The following is an 18416-nucleotide window of genomic DNA, read 5'->3' on the forward strand; positions in this document are numbered from 1 at the left end:
GAACGGTCCGTTCCTTGCAAATTTCGCAAGGAACGGACCGTTCCTAGCATGCGCTAAGCGGGAACAGGGTCCTCTTCGGACGTCCGCAGCCGCTGCGAGATCACCTTCGTGATGCCGTCGCCCTGCATCGAAACGCCGTACAGCGCGTCGGCGATCTCCATGGTCGGCTTCTGGTGGGTGATGATGATCAGCTGCGAGGAGTCCCGCAGCTGCTCCAGCAGCCCGATCAACCGTCGCATGTTGGTGTCGTCGAGCGCGGCCTCGACCTCGTCCATGACGTAGAAGGGCGAAGGCCGGGCGCGGAAGATCGCCACCAACATGCCGACGGCGACGAGCGACTTCTCGCCACCGGAGAGCAGCGAGAGCCGCTTGACCTTCTTACCCGGCGGCCGCGCTTCGACGTCGACGCCGGTGGAGAGCAGGTCGTTGGGCTGGGTGAGCACCATGCGCCCCTCGCCGCCCGGGAACAGCACGCTGAACACGGTCTCGAACTCGCGCGCGACGTCCTCGTACGCCGACTCGAAGACCTCGAGGATCTTCTCGTCGACCTGCTTGATGACGGCTTCGAGGTCCTTACGGGTGTCCTTGAGGTCCTCGAGCTGGGTCGAGAGGAACTTGTACCGCTCCTCCAGCGCCGCGAACTCCTCCAGCGCCAACGGGTTGACCTTGCCCAGCAGGCTCAGGTCCTTCTCCGCGCGCTTCGCCCGGCGGGCCTGCGTGTCGCGGTCGAACGGCATGGGCGGCGGCGGGGTCACGTCCTCGCCGCGTTCCTTGGCGGCCTCGTACTCGGCCATTTCCCCCGCGCTCGGCGGCACGGGAACGTCCGGGCCGTACTCGGCGACGAGGTCCTCGAGGCCGATCCCGAAGTCCTCGGCGATCTTGGTTTCGAGCTGTTCCAGCCGCAGCCGCTGCTCGGCGCGCAGCACCTCGTCGCGGTGGACGGCGTCGGTGAGCTTCTCCAGCTCGCCGGTCAGCTCCCGGACCTTGCTGCGGACCTGGGTCAGCGCGGTCTCCCGCGACTGCCGCTGCGCCTGCGCCTCGTCCCGTTCGCGGGCGGCGCGCTGCACGGAGACCTCGATGCGCTCCAGCGCGATCTCGCCGCCGTTGACCACCGCGTTGGCGATCTCGGCGCCGCGTTTCCGCGCGGCCCTGGACTTTTCGGCGCGTTCACGCGCCTGCTGCTCGGCATGCGCGGCGCGGCGGAGCGATTCGGCCTTGCCCTGGATACTCCGCGCGCGCTCCTCGGCGGTGCGCAGCGCGAGCCGGGATTCCATCTCCTCCTGGCGGACCGTGCCGAGGTCCTCGGCGGCCTGGTCGCGCTCGTCGGTGTCCGGATCCTCGTCGACTTCCTGTTCGGCGACGGCGGCCAGGCGCTCTTCGAGTTCGGCGAGCTGCCGCAGCGCTTCTTCGCGGCTCTGCTCGACCTTGGCGCGCTGGTTGCTCAGCCGGTCCATTTCCGCCTGCGCGGCACGGGCGGCCTGCTGCATCCGGTTCAGACGCTCGGACGAGCGGGCCTTGCGGACCTTCGCGTCCCCGAGCGCTTCCTTGGCCCTGCCGACCTCTTCGCGCCGGGCGGCCTGTCCGGCACGGGCGCCTTCGAGTTCCGCGGCGGTGCGTTCCAGCGCGCGCTCGGCGGCGTTCAGCCGATCGCCCGCCTCGTCGACCGCGGCCTGCACCTCGATGACGCTCTCGCTCCGGGCCGAACCGCCGACCGCCCAGCGGGCCCCGAAGACGTCACCCTCCGGTGTGACCGTGCTGACCCCGGGATGGACCTCGACGAGACGGCGCGCGGATTCCAGACCGTCCACAATGGCCACCCGGTCGAGCGCGTGCTCGACGGCCGAGCGCAACGCGGGCGGCGCCGTGACGACTTCGCGTGCCCAGCGCGCGCCCTCGGGCAGCGACGGCCACGCACTGGTGTCCACAGTGGACTCCAGTGCGCCGAGCAGGATACCCGCGCGGCCGGAGTCGTTGTCTTTCAAGAACTTCAACGCGGCGAGCGCGTCTTCACCGCCGTTGACCGCGACCGCGTCGGCGACGGGGCCGAGCGCGGCGGCCAGCGCGACCTCGTGGCCGGCCTCGACGGTGAGCAGCGCGGCCACCGAGCCGAGCAGACCCGGCAGTTCGTGCTGCGCGCCGAGCAGCGCGCCGGCACCGTCCTTGCGGCGCAGGCCCATCGAGAGCGCCTCGACGCGAGCCTTCTCCGACGCTATCTCGCGTTCGGCGGCCCGCTCGGCCTTGACCAGCTCCTCGACCCGCGCCTTGGCGGCGTTGTTGGCCTCCACCGCGCGGTCGTGGTGGGCCTGGAGGTCGGAGTCGTCGGATTCCTCGACACCACCCGCGGCCTTGGCCTCTTCGAGTTCCTCGACGGCGATCTCCGCCCGCTCGGCGGCCTCTTCGAGCGACACGGTGAGCCTGTCGATCTCGTCGGAGGTGGCGCCGTTCTTGCTGCGCAGTGCCTCGACCTGACCGGAGAGCTTCGCGAGCCCTTCCCTGCGGTCGGCGATCGCGCGGACCGCGGCCATATGCGCCCGCTCGGCGGCCTGGACGAGGTGTTCGAGCCGCTCACGCCGCTGGACGGTCTCCGAAAGCATCATCCGGGCCTCGGCGACGGCCTCGTTGAGCTCCTGCTCCCGCTCGGCGACCTGCTCGGCCTCGGCGAGCAGCTCGTCGGGGTCGCGGCCGGTGCTCGCCTGCTGCACGTCGGACGACAGGTGCCGCTGACGCTCCAGCGCGAGCCGCACGGTACCGCGCAACCGCTCCGTCAGTGCGGAAAGCTTGTACCAGGTCTCCTGTGCGGCGGCCAGCTTCGGCGCGTCCTCGGCGAGCGACGCTTCGAGCTCGGCCTCCTCGGCGGCGACGATCTCCAGTGTCTGCTCGACTTCGGCGCGCCGCTGGCGGGCGACGCGCTCGTCGGCCTCTTCCTTGGCGAGGCCATCGCGCTGGGTGACCAGGTCGTGGGCGAACAGCCGCAGCCGCGCGTCGCGTAGTTCGGACTGCACCCACTGCGCCTTGCGGGCGATCTCGGCCTGCTTGCCCAGCGGTTTGAGCTGACGGCGGAGCTCGGTGGTGAGATCGCCGAGGCGGTCGAGGTTGCCCTGCATGTTCGCGAGCTTGCGCAGGGTCTGTTCCTTGCGCTTGCGGTGCTTGAGGACACCGGCGGCCTCCTCGATGAAGGCGCGGCGCTCCTCGGGCTTGGATTCGAGGATCGCCGAAAGCTGACCCTGCCCGACGATGACGTGCATCTCGCGGCCGATACCGGAGTCCGACAGCAGTTCCTGCACGTCCATCAGACGGCAGCGGTCGCCGTTGATCTCGTATTCGCTCGCGCCGTCACGGAACATCCGGCGGGTGATCGACACCTCGGAGTACTCGATGGGCAGCGCGCCGTCGGCGTTGTCGATGGTGAGGGTGACCTCGGCGCGCCCGAGCGGGGCACGGCCGGCGGTCCCGGCGAAGATGACGTCCTCCATCTTGCCGCCGCGCAGGTCCTTCGCGCCCTGGGTGCCCATGACCCAGCGGAGCGCGTCGAGGACGTTCGACTTGCCGGAGCCGTTCGGTCCGACCACACAGGTGATACCCGGCTCGAAACGCAACGTCGTCGCCGAGGCGAAGGACTTGAAGCCCTTGAGCGTCAGGCTCTTCAGGTGCACGTCGTGCTGACCCCTCTGGCTGCGGGAACCGGTCTTTCAATCGACCCAGGCTACCTGTGTGCTCACGGTGATCGTGGGACGCGGGGCCTCAGCGCTCCACGAACCCGCGAAGCCCGCCTTTCGCGGGCGACCACCGCTCGACGACGTGATCCACACTTCCGGGTGATTCCCCGGACCGCAAAGCCGTCAAAAGCCGCTCACAGTGTTCACGAACACCCTCCGCTATCACCTCGACACGCCCGTCGGCCAGATTGGCCGCGCTGCCCGCCAACCCCAGCTCAAGCGCCCGACTGCGGGTCCACCAGCGGAAACCGACACCCTGCACGCGGCCGTGCACCCACGCGGTCAGCCTGATGTGCGTTACTTCTTCACTCACATTCCCCATCGTGCACCATGCGCATGAACGCGGAGGGTGAACACCACGTTCGCTGTCGTTCGCAGACGGTTGAGCAGCGGTGATAATCTCCGCGCCGGGTCCCCACTCGGGCTACCTCGCCCGGGTAGCCGGAGGCGGCTTGGCATACTCGTCTGCCGTCTCGCACTCCCCGAAGTCCCCCATCCGAGGAGCCAGCACATGCCCCGTCCCGACGGGTCTGATCCGAGCGCACGCGTGTCCGTGGCACCCCCGCGCGGCGCCACCGGCAAGCTCAACCGCGCCGGCTACGCCGTACTCGGCGTCAGCGGCCTCGTGGTGGCGACGGCCTTCGCCGCGATCGCCGAACTCGCGAGTCCCGGCGTCTCCGCCACCGCGGGCGGCACCGGCGGCCCCGGCGGCGGACAGGGCATCGCCCCCGCCGGCGCGCAGGTGATCCCGGGCAACGCCGTCCCCGGCGGCCCGATGACCGTCAGCGGTTCGCCGATCCCCGGCGCGCCCTCCAGCTCGACGGCGCCGCCGACCACGGTGACCTCGGTCGGCCCGGACGGCAAGGAGACGACGAGCGTCGTCATGCCGCCTCCGCCGATCGCGCCGCCGAACCCGAACCCGAACCCGGGCCCTGGTCCCGGCCCGGGGCCGAACCCGAACCCCACGCCGACGAAGCTGCCACCCAGCTCGACGAAGACGACGCCGCCGCCGAGCACTCCGCCGGAGACTTCGACCGGAACCCCTCCGGCGACCACTACCACCACGGGTGGCGGCTCCAGCACCAGTGGCGCCCCCGACTCTTCGCCGGGCCGGTCCAGCACCTCCGGCATCTCCGCAAGCAGCGCCCAGTAAGCCTTTGGTCCGTGAAGGCCTCCTTGCCTACCTTGAGGGTAGGAAAGGAGGCCTTCACTACTTTGGGGCGTGGTCGCGACAGCCACCTACTTGCGGCGCTTCGACGGTCACCCACGCGCCATGAACGGTCCGTTCCTTGCGAAATTTGCCAGGAACGGACCGTTCATGGCATTCCCGCGGGACGGGTGGCGGCGGGCGAGCCTGCCCGAAGAGCTCACATTTCGAAGCGGTACCCCATCCCCGGTTCCGTCAGCAGGTGCCGCGGCCGCGAGGGTTCCGGTTCGAGCTTCCGCCGCAACTGCGCCAGGTACACCCGCAGGTAGTGCGATTCGGTCTCGTAGCTCGGTCCCCACACCTCGTGCAGCAGTTGTTTCTGCGCCACCAGGCGGCCGCGGTTGCGCACCAGCAGCTCCAGCACACCCCATTCGGTCTTGGTGAGGTGTACTTCCTTGCCGTCCCGGCGCACCTTCTTCGCCGCCAGGTCGATGCGGAACGATCCCGTGTCCACCACCGCGTCCGCACCGTCCACACCGGACGACGCCGATCGCCGGACGGCGGCGCGGAGCCGCGCCAGCAGTTCGTCCATGCCGAAGGGTTTGGTGACGTAGTCGTCGGCGCCGGCGTCGAGGGCCTCGACCTTGTCGGCCGAGTCGCCGCGCGCGGACAGCACGATGATCGGCACCGTCGTCCAGCCGCGCAGGCCGGCGATCACCTCGGTGCCGTCGAGGTCGGGCAGGCCGAGGTCGAGGACGACGACGTCGGGTTTGGTCTCGGCGACGGCCTTCAGCGCGGCCGTCCCGTCGTGCGCGGTGATCACCTTGTAGCCGCGGGCCGACAGGTTGATCCGCAGGGCTCGCACGATCTGCGGTTCGTCGTCGACGACCAGGACGGTCGCCGACGCGGTGTCTGCGCTCATCGCACTCGCTCCTCCTCTTCGTTCTCCAGACCCTCGTCGTCGAACGCGAGGAGGCTCTTTTCCGGATCCTGACCAACATATGCGGGCAGCGAGATGACGACGGTGAGTCCGCCGCCGGGCGTGTCCTCCGCCCGGATCCGCCCGCCCATCGCCTCGGTGAACCCCTTGGCGACCGACAGCCCCAGTCCCACGCCGGGCACGCTGTCCCGATCTCCCCCGAGCCGCTGGAACGGCGCGAACGCCGAGTCCGCGGTGCCCTTCTTGAGCCCGCGCCCGTGATCGACGATGCGCAGCTCGACATGGTCCGAATGCGTGCTGGCGCGGGCCGAGACCGGCTCGCGCGACCTCCCGTGCCGCAGCGCGTTGTCGATCACGTTCGCCACGACCCGTTCCAGCAGCCCGGGATCGGCGCACACCGATGGCAGCCGTGAGTCGATCGCGACCACGACCGAAGCCGAGTTGTCCACATTGGACAAGGCGTGTGAGACCACCTCGTCGTAGCCGACCGGGCGCAGGTGCGGGCGCACCGCGCCGGTCGCCAACCGCGACGAGTCGAGCAGGTTGTCGATCAACCCGGCGAGCCGGTCCGCCGATTCCTCGATCGCCTCGAGCAGCTCGTCGGTGTCCTCTTCGGACAGTGAGATGTCGGTCGCGCGCAGGCTGCCGATGGACGCCTTGATGGACGTCAGCGGAGTACGGAGGTCATGGCCCACGGCAGACAGGAGGGCCGTGCGCAGTTCGGTCGCCTCGGCCTTGCGTTCGGCCCGGACGGCCGCCTTCGCCGTCCGCTGCTGCCGCAAGGCCAGCAGCGCTTGCCCCGCGACGGCTTCGAGCACTCCCCGGTCCGACGCGGGCAGCGCGCGGCCCCGCAGCGTCAGGTGGACGTCGGCGGTGACCGCGATGTCGGCGTCGGCCTGATCCGGGTCGGCGCAGGGATCCGCGCCGGCACTCGCCACCCGTTTCCACTTCCCGTCCCGCTTTTCCAGCAGGGTCACCGAAGTCAGGCCGAAATTCTCGCGGACCTTCTCCAGCAGCCGCTCGATCGGGTTGGTGTGCGTGAGCACTGTCCGCGCGTACGAGGCGAGCAGCGCCGCCTCGGTCCGCGCCCGTGCCGCCTGCGCCGCGCGCCGGGCGGCGGTGTCGACGACCGCCGCGACGAGGATCGCCACCAGCACCATCGCGACCAGCGTGATCACGTTGCGCGGTTCGTGGACGGTCAGGGTGTACAGCGGCGGGGTGAAGAAGAAGTTCAGCAACCCGGCCGAGACCACCGCCGCGAGCAGCGCGGGCCCGAGCCCGCCCACGAGCGCGACGAGCACCGTCGCCAGCATGTAGGCGACCATGTCGGTCGAGAAGTCGAGCTGCTCCTCCAGCAGGACGCCGAGCACCGTCGCCAGGACGGGCAGGACGACGGCGAGCGCCCAGCCTGCCAGCCGTCGCGAAGGCGCGAGCGGGCTCCGATTGAACCGGGCGCGCAGCCGTCCACCCGCTTGGGCGTGCGTGACCATGTGGACGTCGATCGGGCCGGACCGCTGGACCACGGCCGCGCCGATGCCCTCGTCGAACAACCGCGCCACCCGCGACCGCCGCGAGGTCCCGACCACCAGCTGGGTCGCGTTCACCCCGCGCGCGAAGTCGAGCAGCGCCGTCGGCACGTCGTCGCCGACGACGGTGTGGAAGGTCGCGCCGACCTCTTCGGCCAGCTTCCGGTACTTGCCGACCGCCGTCGGCCCCATTCCGGCGAGCCCGTCGCCGCGCAGGATGTGCAGCACCTGCAGTTCGGCGCCCGCGCGGTTCGCGATGCGGCTCGCGCGGCGGATCAGCGTCTCGCTTTCCGGGCCGCCGGTGATGGACACGACCACCCGTTCGCGTGCTTCCCACGTGTCGGTGATCTTCTGCTCGGCCCGGTATCGCTGCAACGCCACGTCGACCTGGTCGGCGACCCACAGCAGCGCGAGCTCCCGCAGCGCGGTGAGGTTGCCGGGCCGGAAGTAGTTGCCCAGCGCCGCGTCGATCCGCTCGGCCGGGTAGACGTTGCCGTGCGCCAGACGCCGTCGCAGTGCTTCGGGCGTGATGTCGACCAGCTCCAGCTGCTCGGCGCGCCGCACGACCTCGTCGGGCACCGTCTCCTGCTGGGTGACGCCGGTGATCCGCTCGACGACGTCGTTGAGGCTCTGCAGATGCTGCACGTTGACCGTGGAGAGGACGTCGATCCCGGCGTCGAGCAGCTCGTCGATGTCCTGCCAGCGTTTCTCGTTGCGCGATCCCGGCACGTTGGTGTGGGCGAGTTCGTCGACCACGGCGACCTCGGGGGCACGGGCGAGCAACGCGTCGAGGTCCATCTCCTCGAACTCGTGGTCCCGGTGGGCGGACCGGCGGCGCGGCACCGTCTCGAGCCCGTCGACGAGTTCCGCGGTCTTCTTCCGCCCGTGCGTTTCGACCAGGCCGACGACCACGTCGGTGCCCCGGTCGAGGCGGCGTCGCGCCTCGCCCAGCATCGCGTAGGTCTTGCCGACGCCCGGGGCCGCGCCGAGGTAGATCCTCAGCTCACCCCGGCGCGGCTTGGTCGTGTTCTCGTCCACGTCTGTCAGTGTGCTCCTCCGGCCGCGTCGCGCACGGCCAAGTTGACCTTCAGCACATTGACTCCCGGCACACCGATCCCGGCGCCGCTGGAGTTGTCGGCCACGAGCTGCCGGACCTTTTCCTCGGGCAAGCCCGTGTTCCTGGCCACTCGCGGGATCTGGAGGTCGGCGTAGGCGACGCTGATCGCCGGATCCATCCCGGAGCTCGACGCCGTCACCGCGTCGGCGGGCACCTGCGACTCCTGGACACCCTCACGGGCGGCGATGAGCTTCTTGCGTTCGACGATCGCGGCGACCAGGTCCTCGTTGTACGGGCCCTTGTTCGACGCGCCGGACGACGACGGGTCACCGGGGCCGAGGACGTCCTTCGATCCCGCGGACGGGCGGTTGTGGAACCACGGATCCTTGGCCGGGTCGGCCGCGACCGGGTCGATCCCGATCAGTGAGGAGCCGACGGCCTGCCCGTCCTGGGTGACGATCGAGCCTTCCGCGTTGCTCTCGAGGCCGGGGATCCGGGAGACCGCCCACACGCCTAGCGGGTAGACGACGCCGAGGAGGACCGTGAAGACGAGCAGGACGCGCAGCCCGGCGAGGGTCTGCTTCAAAAGTGCGTTCATGGGTCACCCGATTCCAGGGATGAGACGGACGAGCAGGTCGATCAGCCAGATCCCGAGGAACGGGCTGACGATGCCGCCGAGGCCGTAGACCAGCAGGTTCCGGCGCAGCAGCGTCGAGGCCGACGACGGTTTGTACCGGACGCCGCGCAGGGCGAGCGGGATCAGCCCGACGATGATCAGGGCGTTGAAGATGACCGCCGAGAGGATCGCCGACTTCGGTGTCGCCAGCTGCATGACGTTGAGCGCGCCGAGCTGGGCGAAGATGCCGGTGAACATCGCGGGCAGGATGGCGAAGTACTTCGCGAGGTCGTTGGCGACGCTGAAGGTGGTCAGCGCGCCGCGCGTGATCAGCAGCTGTTTGCCGATCTCGACGATCTCGATCAGCTTCGTCGGGTCGGAGTCGAGGTCCACCATGTTCCCCGCCTCCTTGGCGGCGGAGGTCCCGGTGTTCATCGCGACGCCGACGTCGGACTGTGCCAGCGCCGGGGCGTCGTTGGTGCCGTCACCGGTCATCGCGACCAGCCGTCCGCCCTCCTGCTCCTTCTTGATCAGCGCCATCTTGTCTTCGGGCTTGGCTTCGGCGAGGTAGTCGTCGACGCCCGCGTCCCTGGCGATGGCCTTGGCGGTGAGCGGGTTGTCGCCGGTGATCATGACGGTCTTGATCCCCATCGCGCGGAGCTGGACGAACCGCTCCTTCATCCCCGGTTTGACCACATCGGACAGCCGGATCACGCCGCGCACGAACGCTTTCACGCCGTCGTACTCCGCGACCACCAGCGGGGTCCCACCCTGCCGGCTGATCTCGTCGACGACGCGTTCGGTCTCGTCCGGCATGTCGCCGCCGCGTTCGCGGACCCATTCCCGCACGGCGGCGGTGGCGCCCTTGCGGACCTGCCGCTCGCCGATGTCGATGCCGCTCATCCGGGTCTGCGCGGTGAATTCGACGAAGTCCGCGAGCTTCTCGCCGTCGGACGCGGTCTGGCCGAGCCCGTGTTCCCTCGCGACGAGTTCGACGATGCTGCGGCCTTCCGGCGTGCCGTCGGCGAGGCTCGACAACCGGGCGGCCCTGGCGATGTCGTCCATAGTGGACTGTCCGACCGGGATCAGCTCGGTGGCCTTGCGGTTGCCGAAGGTGATCGTGCCCGTCTTGTCCAGCAGAAGCGTCGAGACGTCACCGGCGGCTTCGACCGCGCGACCGCTCGTCGCGAGGACGTTGCGCTGGACCAGCCGGTCCATCCCGGCGATGCCGATCGCGGACAGCAGAGCGCCGATCGTCGTCGGGATCAGGCACACCAGCAACGCGGTCAGCACGATCACGGACTGCTGGCTGCCGGAGTAGCCCGCCATCGGCTGCAACGCCACGACGGCGAGCAGGAAGATGATCGTCAGCGTCGAGAGCAGGATCGTCAGCGCGATCTCGTTCGGTGTCTTCTGCCGGGAAGCACCCTCCACCAAGGCGATCATGCGGTCCACAAAGGACTCGCCGGGTTTGGTGGTGATCTTCACGACGACGCGGTCCGAGAGCACCGTGGTGCCACCGGTGACCGCGCACCGGTCGCCGCCCGATTCGCGGATGACCGGGGCCGACTCGCCGGTGATGGCCGCTTCGTCGACGGTCGCGATGCCCTCGACGACGTCGCCGTCGCCCGGGATGACCTGTCCGGCCTCGACGACCACGAGATCACCGACGCGCAGGTCGGCACCCGGCACGGTCTCCTCGTCGCCGTCCTCGGTGAGGCGGCGGGCGACGGTCTCCTTCTTGCTGCGCCGCAGGGTTTCCGCCTGCGCCTTGCCCCGGCCCTCCGCGACGGCCTCGGCGAGATTCGCGAACAGGACGGTGAACCACAGCCAGATCGTGATGAGGACGGTGAACACGCTCGGATCGGTGATCGCGAAGACCGTGGTCAGCGCCGAGCCGATCCACACCACGAACATGACCGGGTTGCCGAGCTGATGCTTGGGGTTCAGCTTGCGCAGCGCCTCGGGAAGTGAGGTCAGGAGCTGACGTGGACTGAAGATCCCCGCGCCGACCCGGCCCGTGTTCTCCACGTGGTGCTGCGTTGTCTCTTCGGGGGTGCGTTCCTGGGTGACGGTCATGCGAGTGCTGTGCCCTTCGCGAGTTTGCGCGCGACCGCGATCGCGTCGCCAAGACGCGGTTTCCGGATGAAGCGCGAGTCCGATGAAATGGCGCCTTGCCGCCCCGATAGCGGGGTCTGCCGACTCGCGCGCGCGTGGTGGTCTCGATGCGTACCGCGGCTCATGCAAGTGCCTCTGCTATCGGCCCGAGCGCGAGCGCCGGGATGAAGGTGAGGGCCGCGACGAGCACGATCGTGCCCGCGAGCATCGCGGCGAAGAGCGGTCCGGTGGTGGGCAGCGTGCCGGCGGTCTCCGGAACCTTCCGCTGGGAGGCAAGGGATCCGGCCAGGCACAGCACGGCGAGGATCGGGACGAACCGGCCGAGCAGCATCGCCACGCCGAGGGAGGACTGGAACCAGTCGTTGGTGACGGTGATCCCGGCGAACGCGCTGCCGTTGTTGTTGCCCGCCGAGGCGTAGGCGTAGAGCACCTCGGAGAGGCCGTGCGCGCCTGAGTTGTTCAAAGCGGCCAGGTTGCCGGGGTTCATCAGCGCGATACCGGAGCCGAGCAGCACCACCGTCGGCATCGCGAGCATCGAGACCGCCGCACAGGTGACCTCGCGTTTGCCGAGTTTCTTCCCCAGGTACTCCGGTGTCCGGCCGACCATCAGCCCGGCGAGGAACATCGCGATCACGGCCATCACGAGGATGCCGTAAAGACCGGTGCCCACCCCGCCCGGCGAGATCTCGCCCAGCAGCATGTTGAGCAGCGCTCCGCCGCCGCCGAGTCCGCTGTAGCTGTCGTGCATGCTGTTGACCGCGCCGGTCGACGTGCCGGTGGTGGCGTTGGCGAACAGCGAACTCAGGCCGATGCCGAACCGCTGTTCCTTGCCCTCCATGTTCGCCCCGGCGGCCGATGCCGCCGGTCCGCTCGCGTGGGCTTCGGACAGCCAGGTCACCGTGAGCATCGCGGTGAAGAGCCCGGCCATCACCGAAAGCAGGACGTAGCCCTGCCGCGTGTTGCCGACGAGCTTGCCGAAGGTGCGGGTGAGCGAGACCGGGATGACCAGGATCAGGAAGATCTCGATCAGGTTGGTCCAAGCGTTGGGGTTCTCGAACGGATGCGAAGAGTTGGCGTTGAAGACGCCGCCGCCGTTGGTGCCGAGTTCCTTGATGGCCTCTTGACTGGCGGCGGGCGCGAGCGCGATCTTGCTCGTGCTGCCGTCCGGGTTGAGGACGTCGACGCCGCTTTTGAGGCTCTGGACGACGCCGAGCGTGATCAACGCGAGCGCCGCCACGAACGCGATCGGCAGCAGGATCCGGACCGTGCCGCGCGTCAGGTCCACCCAGAAGTTGCCGAGACGGTCGGTCTTCGAGCGGACGAATCCGCGGACGACCGCGATGGCGACCGCGAGCCCGACGGCCGCGGACAGGAAGTTCTGCACGGTCAGGCCGGCCATCTGCACGAAGTGACCCATGGTCGCTTCGGGGCTGTAGGACTGCCAGTTCGTGTTGGTCACGAAACTGACGGCGGTGTTGAAGGCGACCGCCGGCGAGACCGGCTCCTTGCCGAGGCTCCACGGCAGGATCGCCTGGAGTCGCTGAAGCAGGTACAGGAAGACGACGGAGACGAACGAGAAGCCGATCACGGCGGACGCGTAGGTCTTCCAGTGCTGTTCCGATCCGGGGTTCACCCGGAACAGGCGGTACAGGCCGCGTTCGGCCTTGGTGTGCTTCTCGGCCGAGGAGACAGTGAAGACCCGCGCCATGTAGTCGCCGAGTGGCCGGTGGACCACGGCGAGCGCGACGAGAAGGAGGCCGGCCTGCAGGAGGCCGGCCATGACATCTGTCATGCCAGTCCCTCCGCGGGAACAAGTACGTCGGGACGCATCAGAATTTCTCCGGCCTGACCAGTGCGATGAACAAGTAGACGATCAGCCCCAGCGCCAGCAGTCCGCCGACGACGTTGGCAAGAGTTCCCGTGCCGGTCACAGCTTCTCCAGACCGCGAAGGGTCAGGGCGAGAACCACGAATACGCCGATCAAGAGCACGGCGTAGAGCAAGTCGGCCACAAGGCACCTCTCAGGACAGGTCACCCCATCGGTGACCAGGACCCCGCAACACTGCGCCTGGTACAGACCGACGCGACCGCGGCCTGACGGCCTCTTGATGCCCCGATCGGGTGCCTTTACGACTTCTTGATGCCCGGTGACGTGTCCCACACACGGTGACGCACTGCGGACGGAGCGTGCAATTCGGGCAGACAAGCCGACCGAAGCGTGTTACACCAGTGTTACAGATAGTTGTATGCGCTAACTAATCATTAGGAGGTAGCGATGTGCGGAATCGCCGGGTGGGTCTCCTTCGGTACGGATCTGACCCAACGCCGTGAGGTCGTCGACGCGATGACCGCGACCATGGCGTGCCGCGGGCCGGACGACTCGGGCACTTGGATCCGGCCGAACGTGGCGCTGGGCCACCGTCGTCTCGCGATCATCGATCTGCCGGGCGGCGGGCAGCCGATGGCCGAAGCCGGGCTGGCCGCCATGGTCTACAGCGGTGAGGCGTACAACTTCACCGAGCTGCGCGAGGAGCTTTCCCGGCGGGGCCACAAGTTCGAGACCGACAGCGACACCGAGGTCGTGCTCCACGGCTACCTCGAGTGGGGCGACGAGGTCGTCGATCACCTCAACGGCATGTACGCCTTCGCGATCTGGGACGAACGCGACGAGAAGCTTGTGATGATCCGCGACCGCATGGGCATCAAGCCGTTCTACTACCACCCGACCCCGGACGGCGTCCTCTTCGGCTCCGAGCCGAAGGCCATCCTCGCGAACCCCTTGGCGCGCAGGGTGGTCGACACCGACGGCCTGCGCGAGCTGATGTCCATGACCAAGGCCCCCGGCTGGTCGCTGTGGAAGGGCATGCACGAAGTCGGACCGGGCACGATCGTCACCGTCGATCGCTCCGGTATCCGCACGCGGACGTACTGGAAGCTCGACGCGAAACCGCACACGGACGACCAGGAGACCACGGTCGAGCGGGTGCGCGAGCTGATGACCGACATCGTGCACCGCCAGCTGATCGCCGACGTGCCCCGCTGCGTCCTGCTGTCCGGCGGGCTCGATTCCAGCGCTGTCACCGGTCTCGCCGCAGCGCGGCTGGCCGAACAGGGCGAACGGCTACGCACGTTCTCGGTCGACTTCCAGGGCCAGGAGGAGCATTTCCAGCCGGACGAGGTCCGGGACACCCCGGACTCGCCCTACATCCGAGATGTCGCGCGGCTGGTCGGCTCCGACCACCAGGACGTCGTGCTGAACCCGGCCGAGCTCAGCGACCCCGAGGTCCGCCGCAAGGTGCTGGCCGCGCGGGACATCCCGGCCGGGCTCGGCGATATGGACACCTCGCTGTACCTGCTGTTCAAGGCGATCCGCGCGGAATCGACGGTGGCGTTGTCCGGTGAATCCGCGGACGAGGTCTTCGGCGGGTACCGCTGGTTCCACGACGAAGCCGCGGTGAACTCGGGGACGTTCCCCTGGCTCGCCTTCCGGATGGGGCTCACCAGCGAGCGGGGCACCCTCCTGCGCGGCGAGGTCCAGGAGAAGCTCGACCTGCCCGGCTACATCGCCGACCAGTACAGCACCGCCGTCGCCCAGGTCGAGCACCTCGACGGCGAGAGCGAGCAGGACCGGAAGATGCGGACGGTCTGCAACCTCCACCTGAGCCGATTCGTGCGGATGCTGCTGGACCGCAAGGACCGGGCGTCGATGGCCGTCGGGCTCGAGGTACGAGTGCCGTTCTGCGATCACCGCCTCGTCGAGTACGTCTACAACACGCCGTGGTCGCTGAAGACGTTCGACGGCAGGGAAAAGAGCCTGCTGCGGCACGCGACCGAGCACGTGCTGCCGACGTCGGTGCGGGACAGGGTCAAGAGCCCGTATCCGTCCACTCAGGACCCCGGTTACGCGGCGGCGTTGCAGCAGCAGGCCAAGGAGGCGCTGACCGAACGGGACAATCCGGTGTTCGAACTCCTCGACCGAGACTGGCTGCACCGAGTGTCCGAAGTGGACCCGGTCACGATGTCCTCGGCCCAGCGCTCCGGCATCGACCGGGCGCTGGACCTCTACCACTGGTTCGACCTGTACTCCCCGGAACTGCGGCTCGATTGAGCACCCGGTCCGCCGCCGTCTCAGCGACGGCGGCGGACCGTGCCCCCTACCGCGACTCCCCCGAGCACCGCGGTCGCGGCGAGCAGGATGCCCGCCTCGGTCCATTGGAACCGCCAGAACCGGTCGACGGGCTGGTAGACGGTGAAGTCCTGATACCCCGCCGCCTGAGCGCACGCGCTCTTCCCCAGCCCCGCCGGGCAGCCGGGCACGTCGTCCAGTGAACTCATCTCGCGGCCGTCCGGCGTGACCCTGCCCAGATTGACGATCAGCGCTCCCTTCGCGGCCGCATCCGGGCCGATCGTGCGCACCGGCTCGGCGTAATGCGGCCTCAGAAGCAGCAAGGCGATCGAAGCCGCGAGGAACACCGTGACCGTGATCGCGATGGCGGGCAAGGTCTTGCGCACCAGCACCCCGGCCGCCGCACCGAGGGCGAAGGCGAACAGCCACCAGGCGGCGGGCGCGGCCCCGACCGCGCCGAAGTACGACGTCTCGGCGAAGGTCTCCGCCTTGCCGGGGAACATCTCCAACCACCCGCCGAACATCTGCCCCGAAGCGAGTCCTGCCAGCATCGCGCACCCGGCGAGAACACCGAATTTGACGGCCAGCCAGCGCCCGCGGCCGACCGACTGCGTCCACGCGAGCTGGTGGGTGTTGCGCTCGTACTCCCTGGCGAGCAGCGGCGCGCCCCAGAAGACGCCCGCCAGCAAGGGAACGAACGGCACCATCGCGACCAGTGGGTAGATCTTCTGATAGAGATCCTCCAGCCCCGCGTCGTACTCACGGCACGGGATGCCGCCGCCGTGGCAGTACAAGGAGGTCTTGCCGTTCGCGGCGTCGACGGCGACCTGTCCGGCGAGGAACAGGACACCCCCGAGCACGGCCAGGAATCCCAGGGTGACCAGCAGCTGGGTACGGTGCTGCCGCCAAGTGAGCCAAAGCAAGAAGACATGCCTTTCTAGGAACGACGCCGGATGGCGAAGGTCGCGGCGGCGGCGAGCAGAAGCGAGACACCCGCGAGGATCGCGGCTTCGGTCCATTGGAAACGCCAATACCACTCCGCGGGCAGGACCTTGAGCGCGGTGATCTCGCCGGCGGCGTCCTGCACCATTTCGAGGACCCTTCCCGGGGGTTCCGTACCCAGTGCGACGAGTTTCGGTTCGGCGTAGAGGTCACGGAAGTTGCTCACGCCGATCATCAGGCCGACGGTCACCGCGATGGTGACGGCGATGGCGGGCAGGGTCTTGCGGAGGAACGCTCCCGCGGCGGTGCCGAGTACGAACCCGAAGAGCCACCACGCGCCGGGCGCGACGCCGGTCATCGCGAACAGGACCGGATTGTCGAAGCGGCTGGTGAAGGCGGTGTCGCCGCGATCGGTGGGGAAGACCTCCACCCAGCGCTGCATCATCGTGCCGAACGTGAGACCGCCGAGGGTGGCGAGCACGGCGAGGAACCCCAGTTTCACGCCGAGCCAGCGGAATCGAGAGATCGACTGGGTCCACGCGAGTTTCGTGGTGCCGCGTTCGTATTCCGCCGCGACCAGCGGGGCACCCCAGAAGACTCCGATCGCCACCGGGACGACCTGCAGCCAGGAGAGATAGGTGTACAGATCCGAGAACAGCGTCGCCGGGTCCGGACTGTCCGCCGCAGCGTTTCCGTTGACCAGCAACAGGACCCCGACGACGACGAGCAGACCGGCGGTGATCAGCAGCTGCATCCGGTGTTGACGGTAGGTGAGCCAGAGCATCGTTTCCCCTTACGCCGAAGCCAGTGTCGGACGAGGCAGGCTCGCGGATTCGGGCCGCCGCAGGTAGGCGAGCACCAGTTCCTCCAGGGTCGACGGCCGCTCGGTCCACTGTGGACCCAGCGGGACCGGTTCGGTGCGGGCGAACACGGTCGCCTGCCTGCCGGCCCTCGCCTCGTCCACGATCGCGACGCGGTTGGCTAGCGCGTCGGCCTCCTCCACCGGACCGGAAAGGATCCGGTGCCCGGCGACGAGTTCGTCGATGTCGCCGCTGACCTGCACCCGCCCGCCGTTGAGGACGATCAGCCAATCGCAGGTGTTCTCCAGGTCGGAGACGACGTGGGACGAGAGCAGAACGGTCATCCCGGTCTCGGCGACGGCCTCCATCAGGCCGCGCATGACTTCGTGACGGGCCAGCGGATCGAGGTTCGCGAGCGGCTCGTCGAGCACCAGCAGGTCCGGGCGTTTGGCGAGCGTGAGGGTGAGCGCGACCTGCGCCCGCTGGCCGCCGGAAAGCTTGCCGACCTTGTGCTTCAAGGGAAGTCCGAGCGACTCGATGCGCTTGAGCGCGAACTCGTCGTCCCAGCCGGGATTGAGGCGCCTGCCGAACTTGAGCATCTCGGCGATGCTGAAACCCGGGTACAACGGCTTGTCCTGGGCGAGGAAGGCCGCGGTTCCCTGGATCGAGACCGAGCCGAGGGTCGCGTCCAGCAGCCCCACGGCCAGGTGCAGGAAGGTCGTCTTGCCCGCGCCGTTGGGCCCGACAAGGGCGACGACGCGCCCTCTCGGGACGGAGAGCGAGCAGTCGCGCAGTGCCCATTTGCGGCGGTAGCGCTTGCCGAGGCCGGTCGCCTCGATGACAGGCTTATCGGTCATGCCGTCCGCTCCCCTCGAAAGCCGTCGACCACCACGGAAGTGAACAACGCCTCGACGTCTTCCTGATCCAGCCCCGATTCCCGCGCGTCGCGGACCCAGGCGCCAAGGCTCTTCCGCAGGCGCGTGCGCTCCGCGAACGAAGCGCCTCCGAGCGTCTTTTGGACGAAGGTGCCGAGACCCGGCTTCCCCTCTACGAGCCCTTCGCGCTCCAGCTCGCGGTATGCCTTGAGGACGGTGTTGGGATTGATCGCCAGCTCGGCGACCACTTCCTTCGCCGTCGGCAGCCGGTCCCCCGGCTCCAGCAATCCCAGGCGGAGGGCGTTCTTGACCTGCTGGACGAGTTGGACGTACGTCGCGACGCCCGATCCCTTGTCCAAGTGGAAGCTGACCACCAGCAAAACCCTTTCACTAATTAAGTAGTGAAAGGGTGCAGGCAAACGCCCGCCCTTGTCAAGCGAGGTCACGAGAGGGGGCGACGAAAAGCGGTGGGGGGGGGGGGGGGGGGGGGGGGGGGGGGGGGGGGGGGGGGGGGGGAGAGGGGGGGGGGGGAGAAAAGAACCAACCACAAGGC

14 protein-coding genes are annotated in these 18416 nt (G+C 68.9%); 1 reads left to right on the forward strand and 13 read right to left on the reverse strand.

All coding sequences use genetic code 11. The annotated features are described in order from the left end of the window. Positions 1-53 precede the first annotated feature (53 nt). The 9 genes from smc to kdpF all read right to left on the reverse strand — a co-directional run bounded on the left by smc (position 54) and on the right by kdpF (position 13051). Positions 54-3653 carry a chromosome segregation protein SMC gene (gene smc, locus ACZ6DT_RS32065; RefSeq protein WP_465602324.1) on the reverse strand — a complete coding sequence of 1200 codons (3600 nt, stop codon included), beginning with the start codon at positions 3651-3653 and terminating at the stop codon, positions 54-56. An 88-nt stretch (positions 3654-3741) separates the two neighbouring features. Continuing rightward, complete coding sequence (locus ACZ6DT_RS32070; RefSeq protein ID WP_199748882.1) at positions 3742-4038, reverse strand: acylphosphatase; 297 nt, start codon at positions 4036-4038, stop codon at positions 3742-3744. 275 nt (positions 4039-4313) lie between these two features. Further along, on the reverse strand, positions 4314-4847 hold the full coding sequence (locus tag ACZ6DT_RS32075) for a hypothetical protein (protein WP_465602326.1): 534 nt from the start codon (positions 4845-4847) through the stop codon (positions 4314-4316). Positions 4848-5083: 236 nt separating this feature from the next. Next, positions 5084-5785: a response regulator gene (locus ACZ6DT_RS32080; RefSeq protein ID WP_465602327.1), complete on the reverse strand. Its 702-nt coding sequence runs from the start codon at positions 5783-5785 to the stop codon at positions 5084-5086. Continuing rightward, positions 5782-8367 carry a DUF4118 domain-containing protein gene (locus ACZ6DT_RS32085; RefSeq protein WP_465602329.1) on the reverse strand — a complete coding sequence of 862 codons (2586 nt, stop codon included), beginning with the start codon at positions 8365-8367 and terminating at the stop codon, positions 5782-5784. Before ACZ6DT_RS32085 ends, ACZ6DT_RS32080 begins: the two co-directional genes overlap by 4 nt. A gap of 5 nt (positions 8368-8372) precedes the next feature. Further along, entirely contained in the window at positions 8373-8984 is a 612-nt protein-coding gene (locus ACZ6DT_RS32090) for a potassium-transporting ATPase subunit C (protein ID WP_465602332.1), read from the reverse strand. Between the two features lie 3 nt (positions 8985-8987). After that, positions 8988-11081 (reverse strand): potassium-transporting ATPase subunit KdpB, encoded by a 2094-nt coding sequence (gene kdpB / locus ACZ6DT_RS32095; protein WP_465602333.1) that lies wholly within the window; start codon positions 11079-11081, stop codon positions 8988-8990. Between the two features lie 160 nt (positions 11082-11241). Next, on the reverse strand, positions 11242-12912 hold the full coding sequence (gene kdpA / locus ACZ6DT_RS32100) for a potassium-transporting ATPase subunit KdpA (RefSeq protein ID WP_465602334.1): 1671 nt from the start codon (positions 12910-12912) through the stop codon (positions 11242-11244). Between the two features lie 37 nt (positions 12913-12949). Then, a complete protein-coding gene (gene kdpF, locus ACZ6DT_RS32105) occupies positions 12950-13051 on the reverse strand; it encodes a K(+)-transporting ATPase subunit F (RefSeq protein WP_465602336.1) in 102 nt (33 codons plus the stop codon). Between the two features lie 344 nt (positions 13052-13395). Between kdpF and asnB the strand changes: the two genes are divergently transcribed. Then, complete coding sequence (gene asnB / locus ACZ6DT_RS32110; RefSeq protein ID WP_465602337.1) at positions 13396-15228, forward strand: asparagine synthase (glutamine-hydrolyzing); 1833 nt, start codon at positions 13396-13398, stop codon at positions 15226-15228. 20 nt (positions 15229-15248) lie between these two features. Here asnB and ACZ6DT_RS32115 read toward each other — a convergent pair whose 3' ends face one another. From ACZ6DT_RS32115 to ACZ6DT_RS32130, 4 genes are read right to left on the reverse strand one after another with little or no spacing between them, the layout of a single operon-like run. Beyond that, positions 15249-16169: an ABC transporter permease gene (locus ACZ6DT_RS32115; RefSeq protein ID WP_465602339.1), complete on the reverse strand. Its 921-nt coding sequence runs from the start codon at positions 16167-16169 to the stop codon at positions 15249-15251. 14 nt (positions 16170-16183) lie between these two features. Further along, complete coding sequence (locus tag ACZ6DT_RS32120; RefSeq protein WP_465602341.1) at positions 16184-16972, reverse strand: ABC transporter permease; 789 nt, start codon at positions 16970-16972, stop codon at positions 16184-16186. A 9-nt stretch (positions 16973-16981) separates the two neighbouring features. Beyond that, a complete protein-coding gene (locus ACZ6DT_RS32125) occupies positions 16982-17845 on the reverse strand; it encodes an ABC transporter ATP-binding protein (RefSeq protein ID WP_465602343.1) in 864 nt (287 codons plus the stop codon). After that, positions 17842-18237, reverse strand: a complete 396-nt coding sequence (locus tag ACZ6DT_RS32130; protein WP_465602344.1) for a GntR family transcriptional regulator — start codon at positions 18235-18237, stop codon at positions 17842-17844. The genes ACZ6DT_RS32125 and ACZ6DT_RS32130 overlap by 4 nt, the downstream gene beginning before the upstream one ends. Between the last annotated feature and the right edge of the window lie 179 nt (positions 18238-18416).

The organism is Amycolatopsis sp. NPDC041971, assembly GCF_055588925.1.

What these genes read in the sequence shown, in the direction of transcription:
- ACZ6DT_RS32080 (WP_465602327.1), bottom strand. Translation starts at nt 5,785, where the DNA reads ATGAGCGCAGACACCGCGTCGGCGACCGTCCTGGTCGTCGACGACGAA.
- kdpA (WP_465602334.1), bottom strand. Translation starts at nt 12,912, where the DNA reads ATGACAGATGTCATGGCCGGCCTCCTGCAGGCCGGCCTCCTTCTCGTC.
- asnB (WP_465602337.1), top strand. Translation starts at nt 13,396, where the DNA reads ATGTGCGGAATCGCCGGGTGGGTCTCCTTCGGTACGGATCTGACCCAA.
- ACZ6DT_RS32070 (WP_199748882.1), bottom strand. Translation starts at nt 4,038, where the DNA reads ATGGGGAATGTGAGTGAAGAAGTAACGCACATCAGGCTGACCGCGTGG.
- ACZ6DT_RS32125 (WP_465602343.1), bottom strand. Translation starts at nt 17,845, where the DNA reads ATGACCGATAAGCCTGTCATCGAGGCGACCGGCCTCGGCAAGCGCTAC.
- kdpB (WP_465602333.1), bottom strand. Translation starts at nt 11,081, where the DNA reads ATGACCGTCACCCAGGAACGCACCCCCGAAGAGACAACGCAGCACCAC.
- ACZ6DT_RS32120 (WP_465602341.1), bottom strand. Translation starts at nt 16,972, where the DNA reads ATGCTCTGGCTCACCTACCGTCAACACCGGATGCAGCTGCTGATCACC.
- ACZ6DT_RS32090 (WP_465602332.1), bottom strand. Translation starts at nt 8,984, where the DNA reads ATGAACGCACTTTTGAAGCAGACCCTCGCCGGGCTGCGCGTCCTGCTC.
- ACZ6DT_RS32075 (WP_465602326.1), bottom strand. Translation starts at nt 4,847, where the DNA reads ATGCCGGAGGTGCTGGACCGGCCCGGCGAAGAGTCGGGGGCGCCACTG.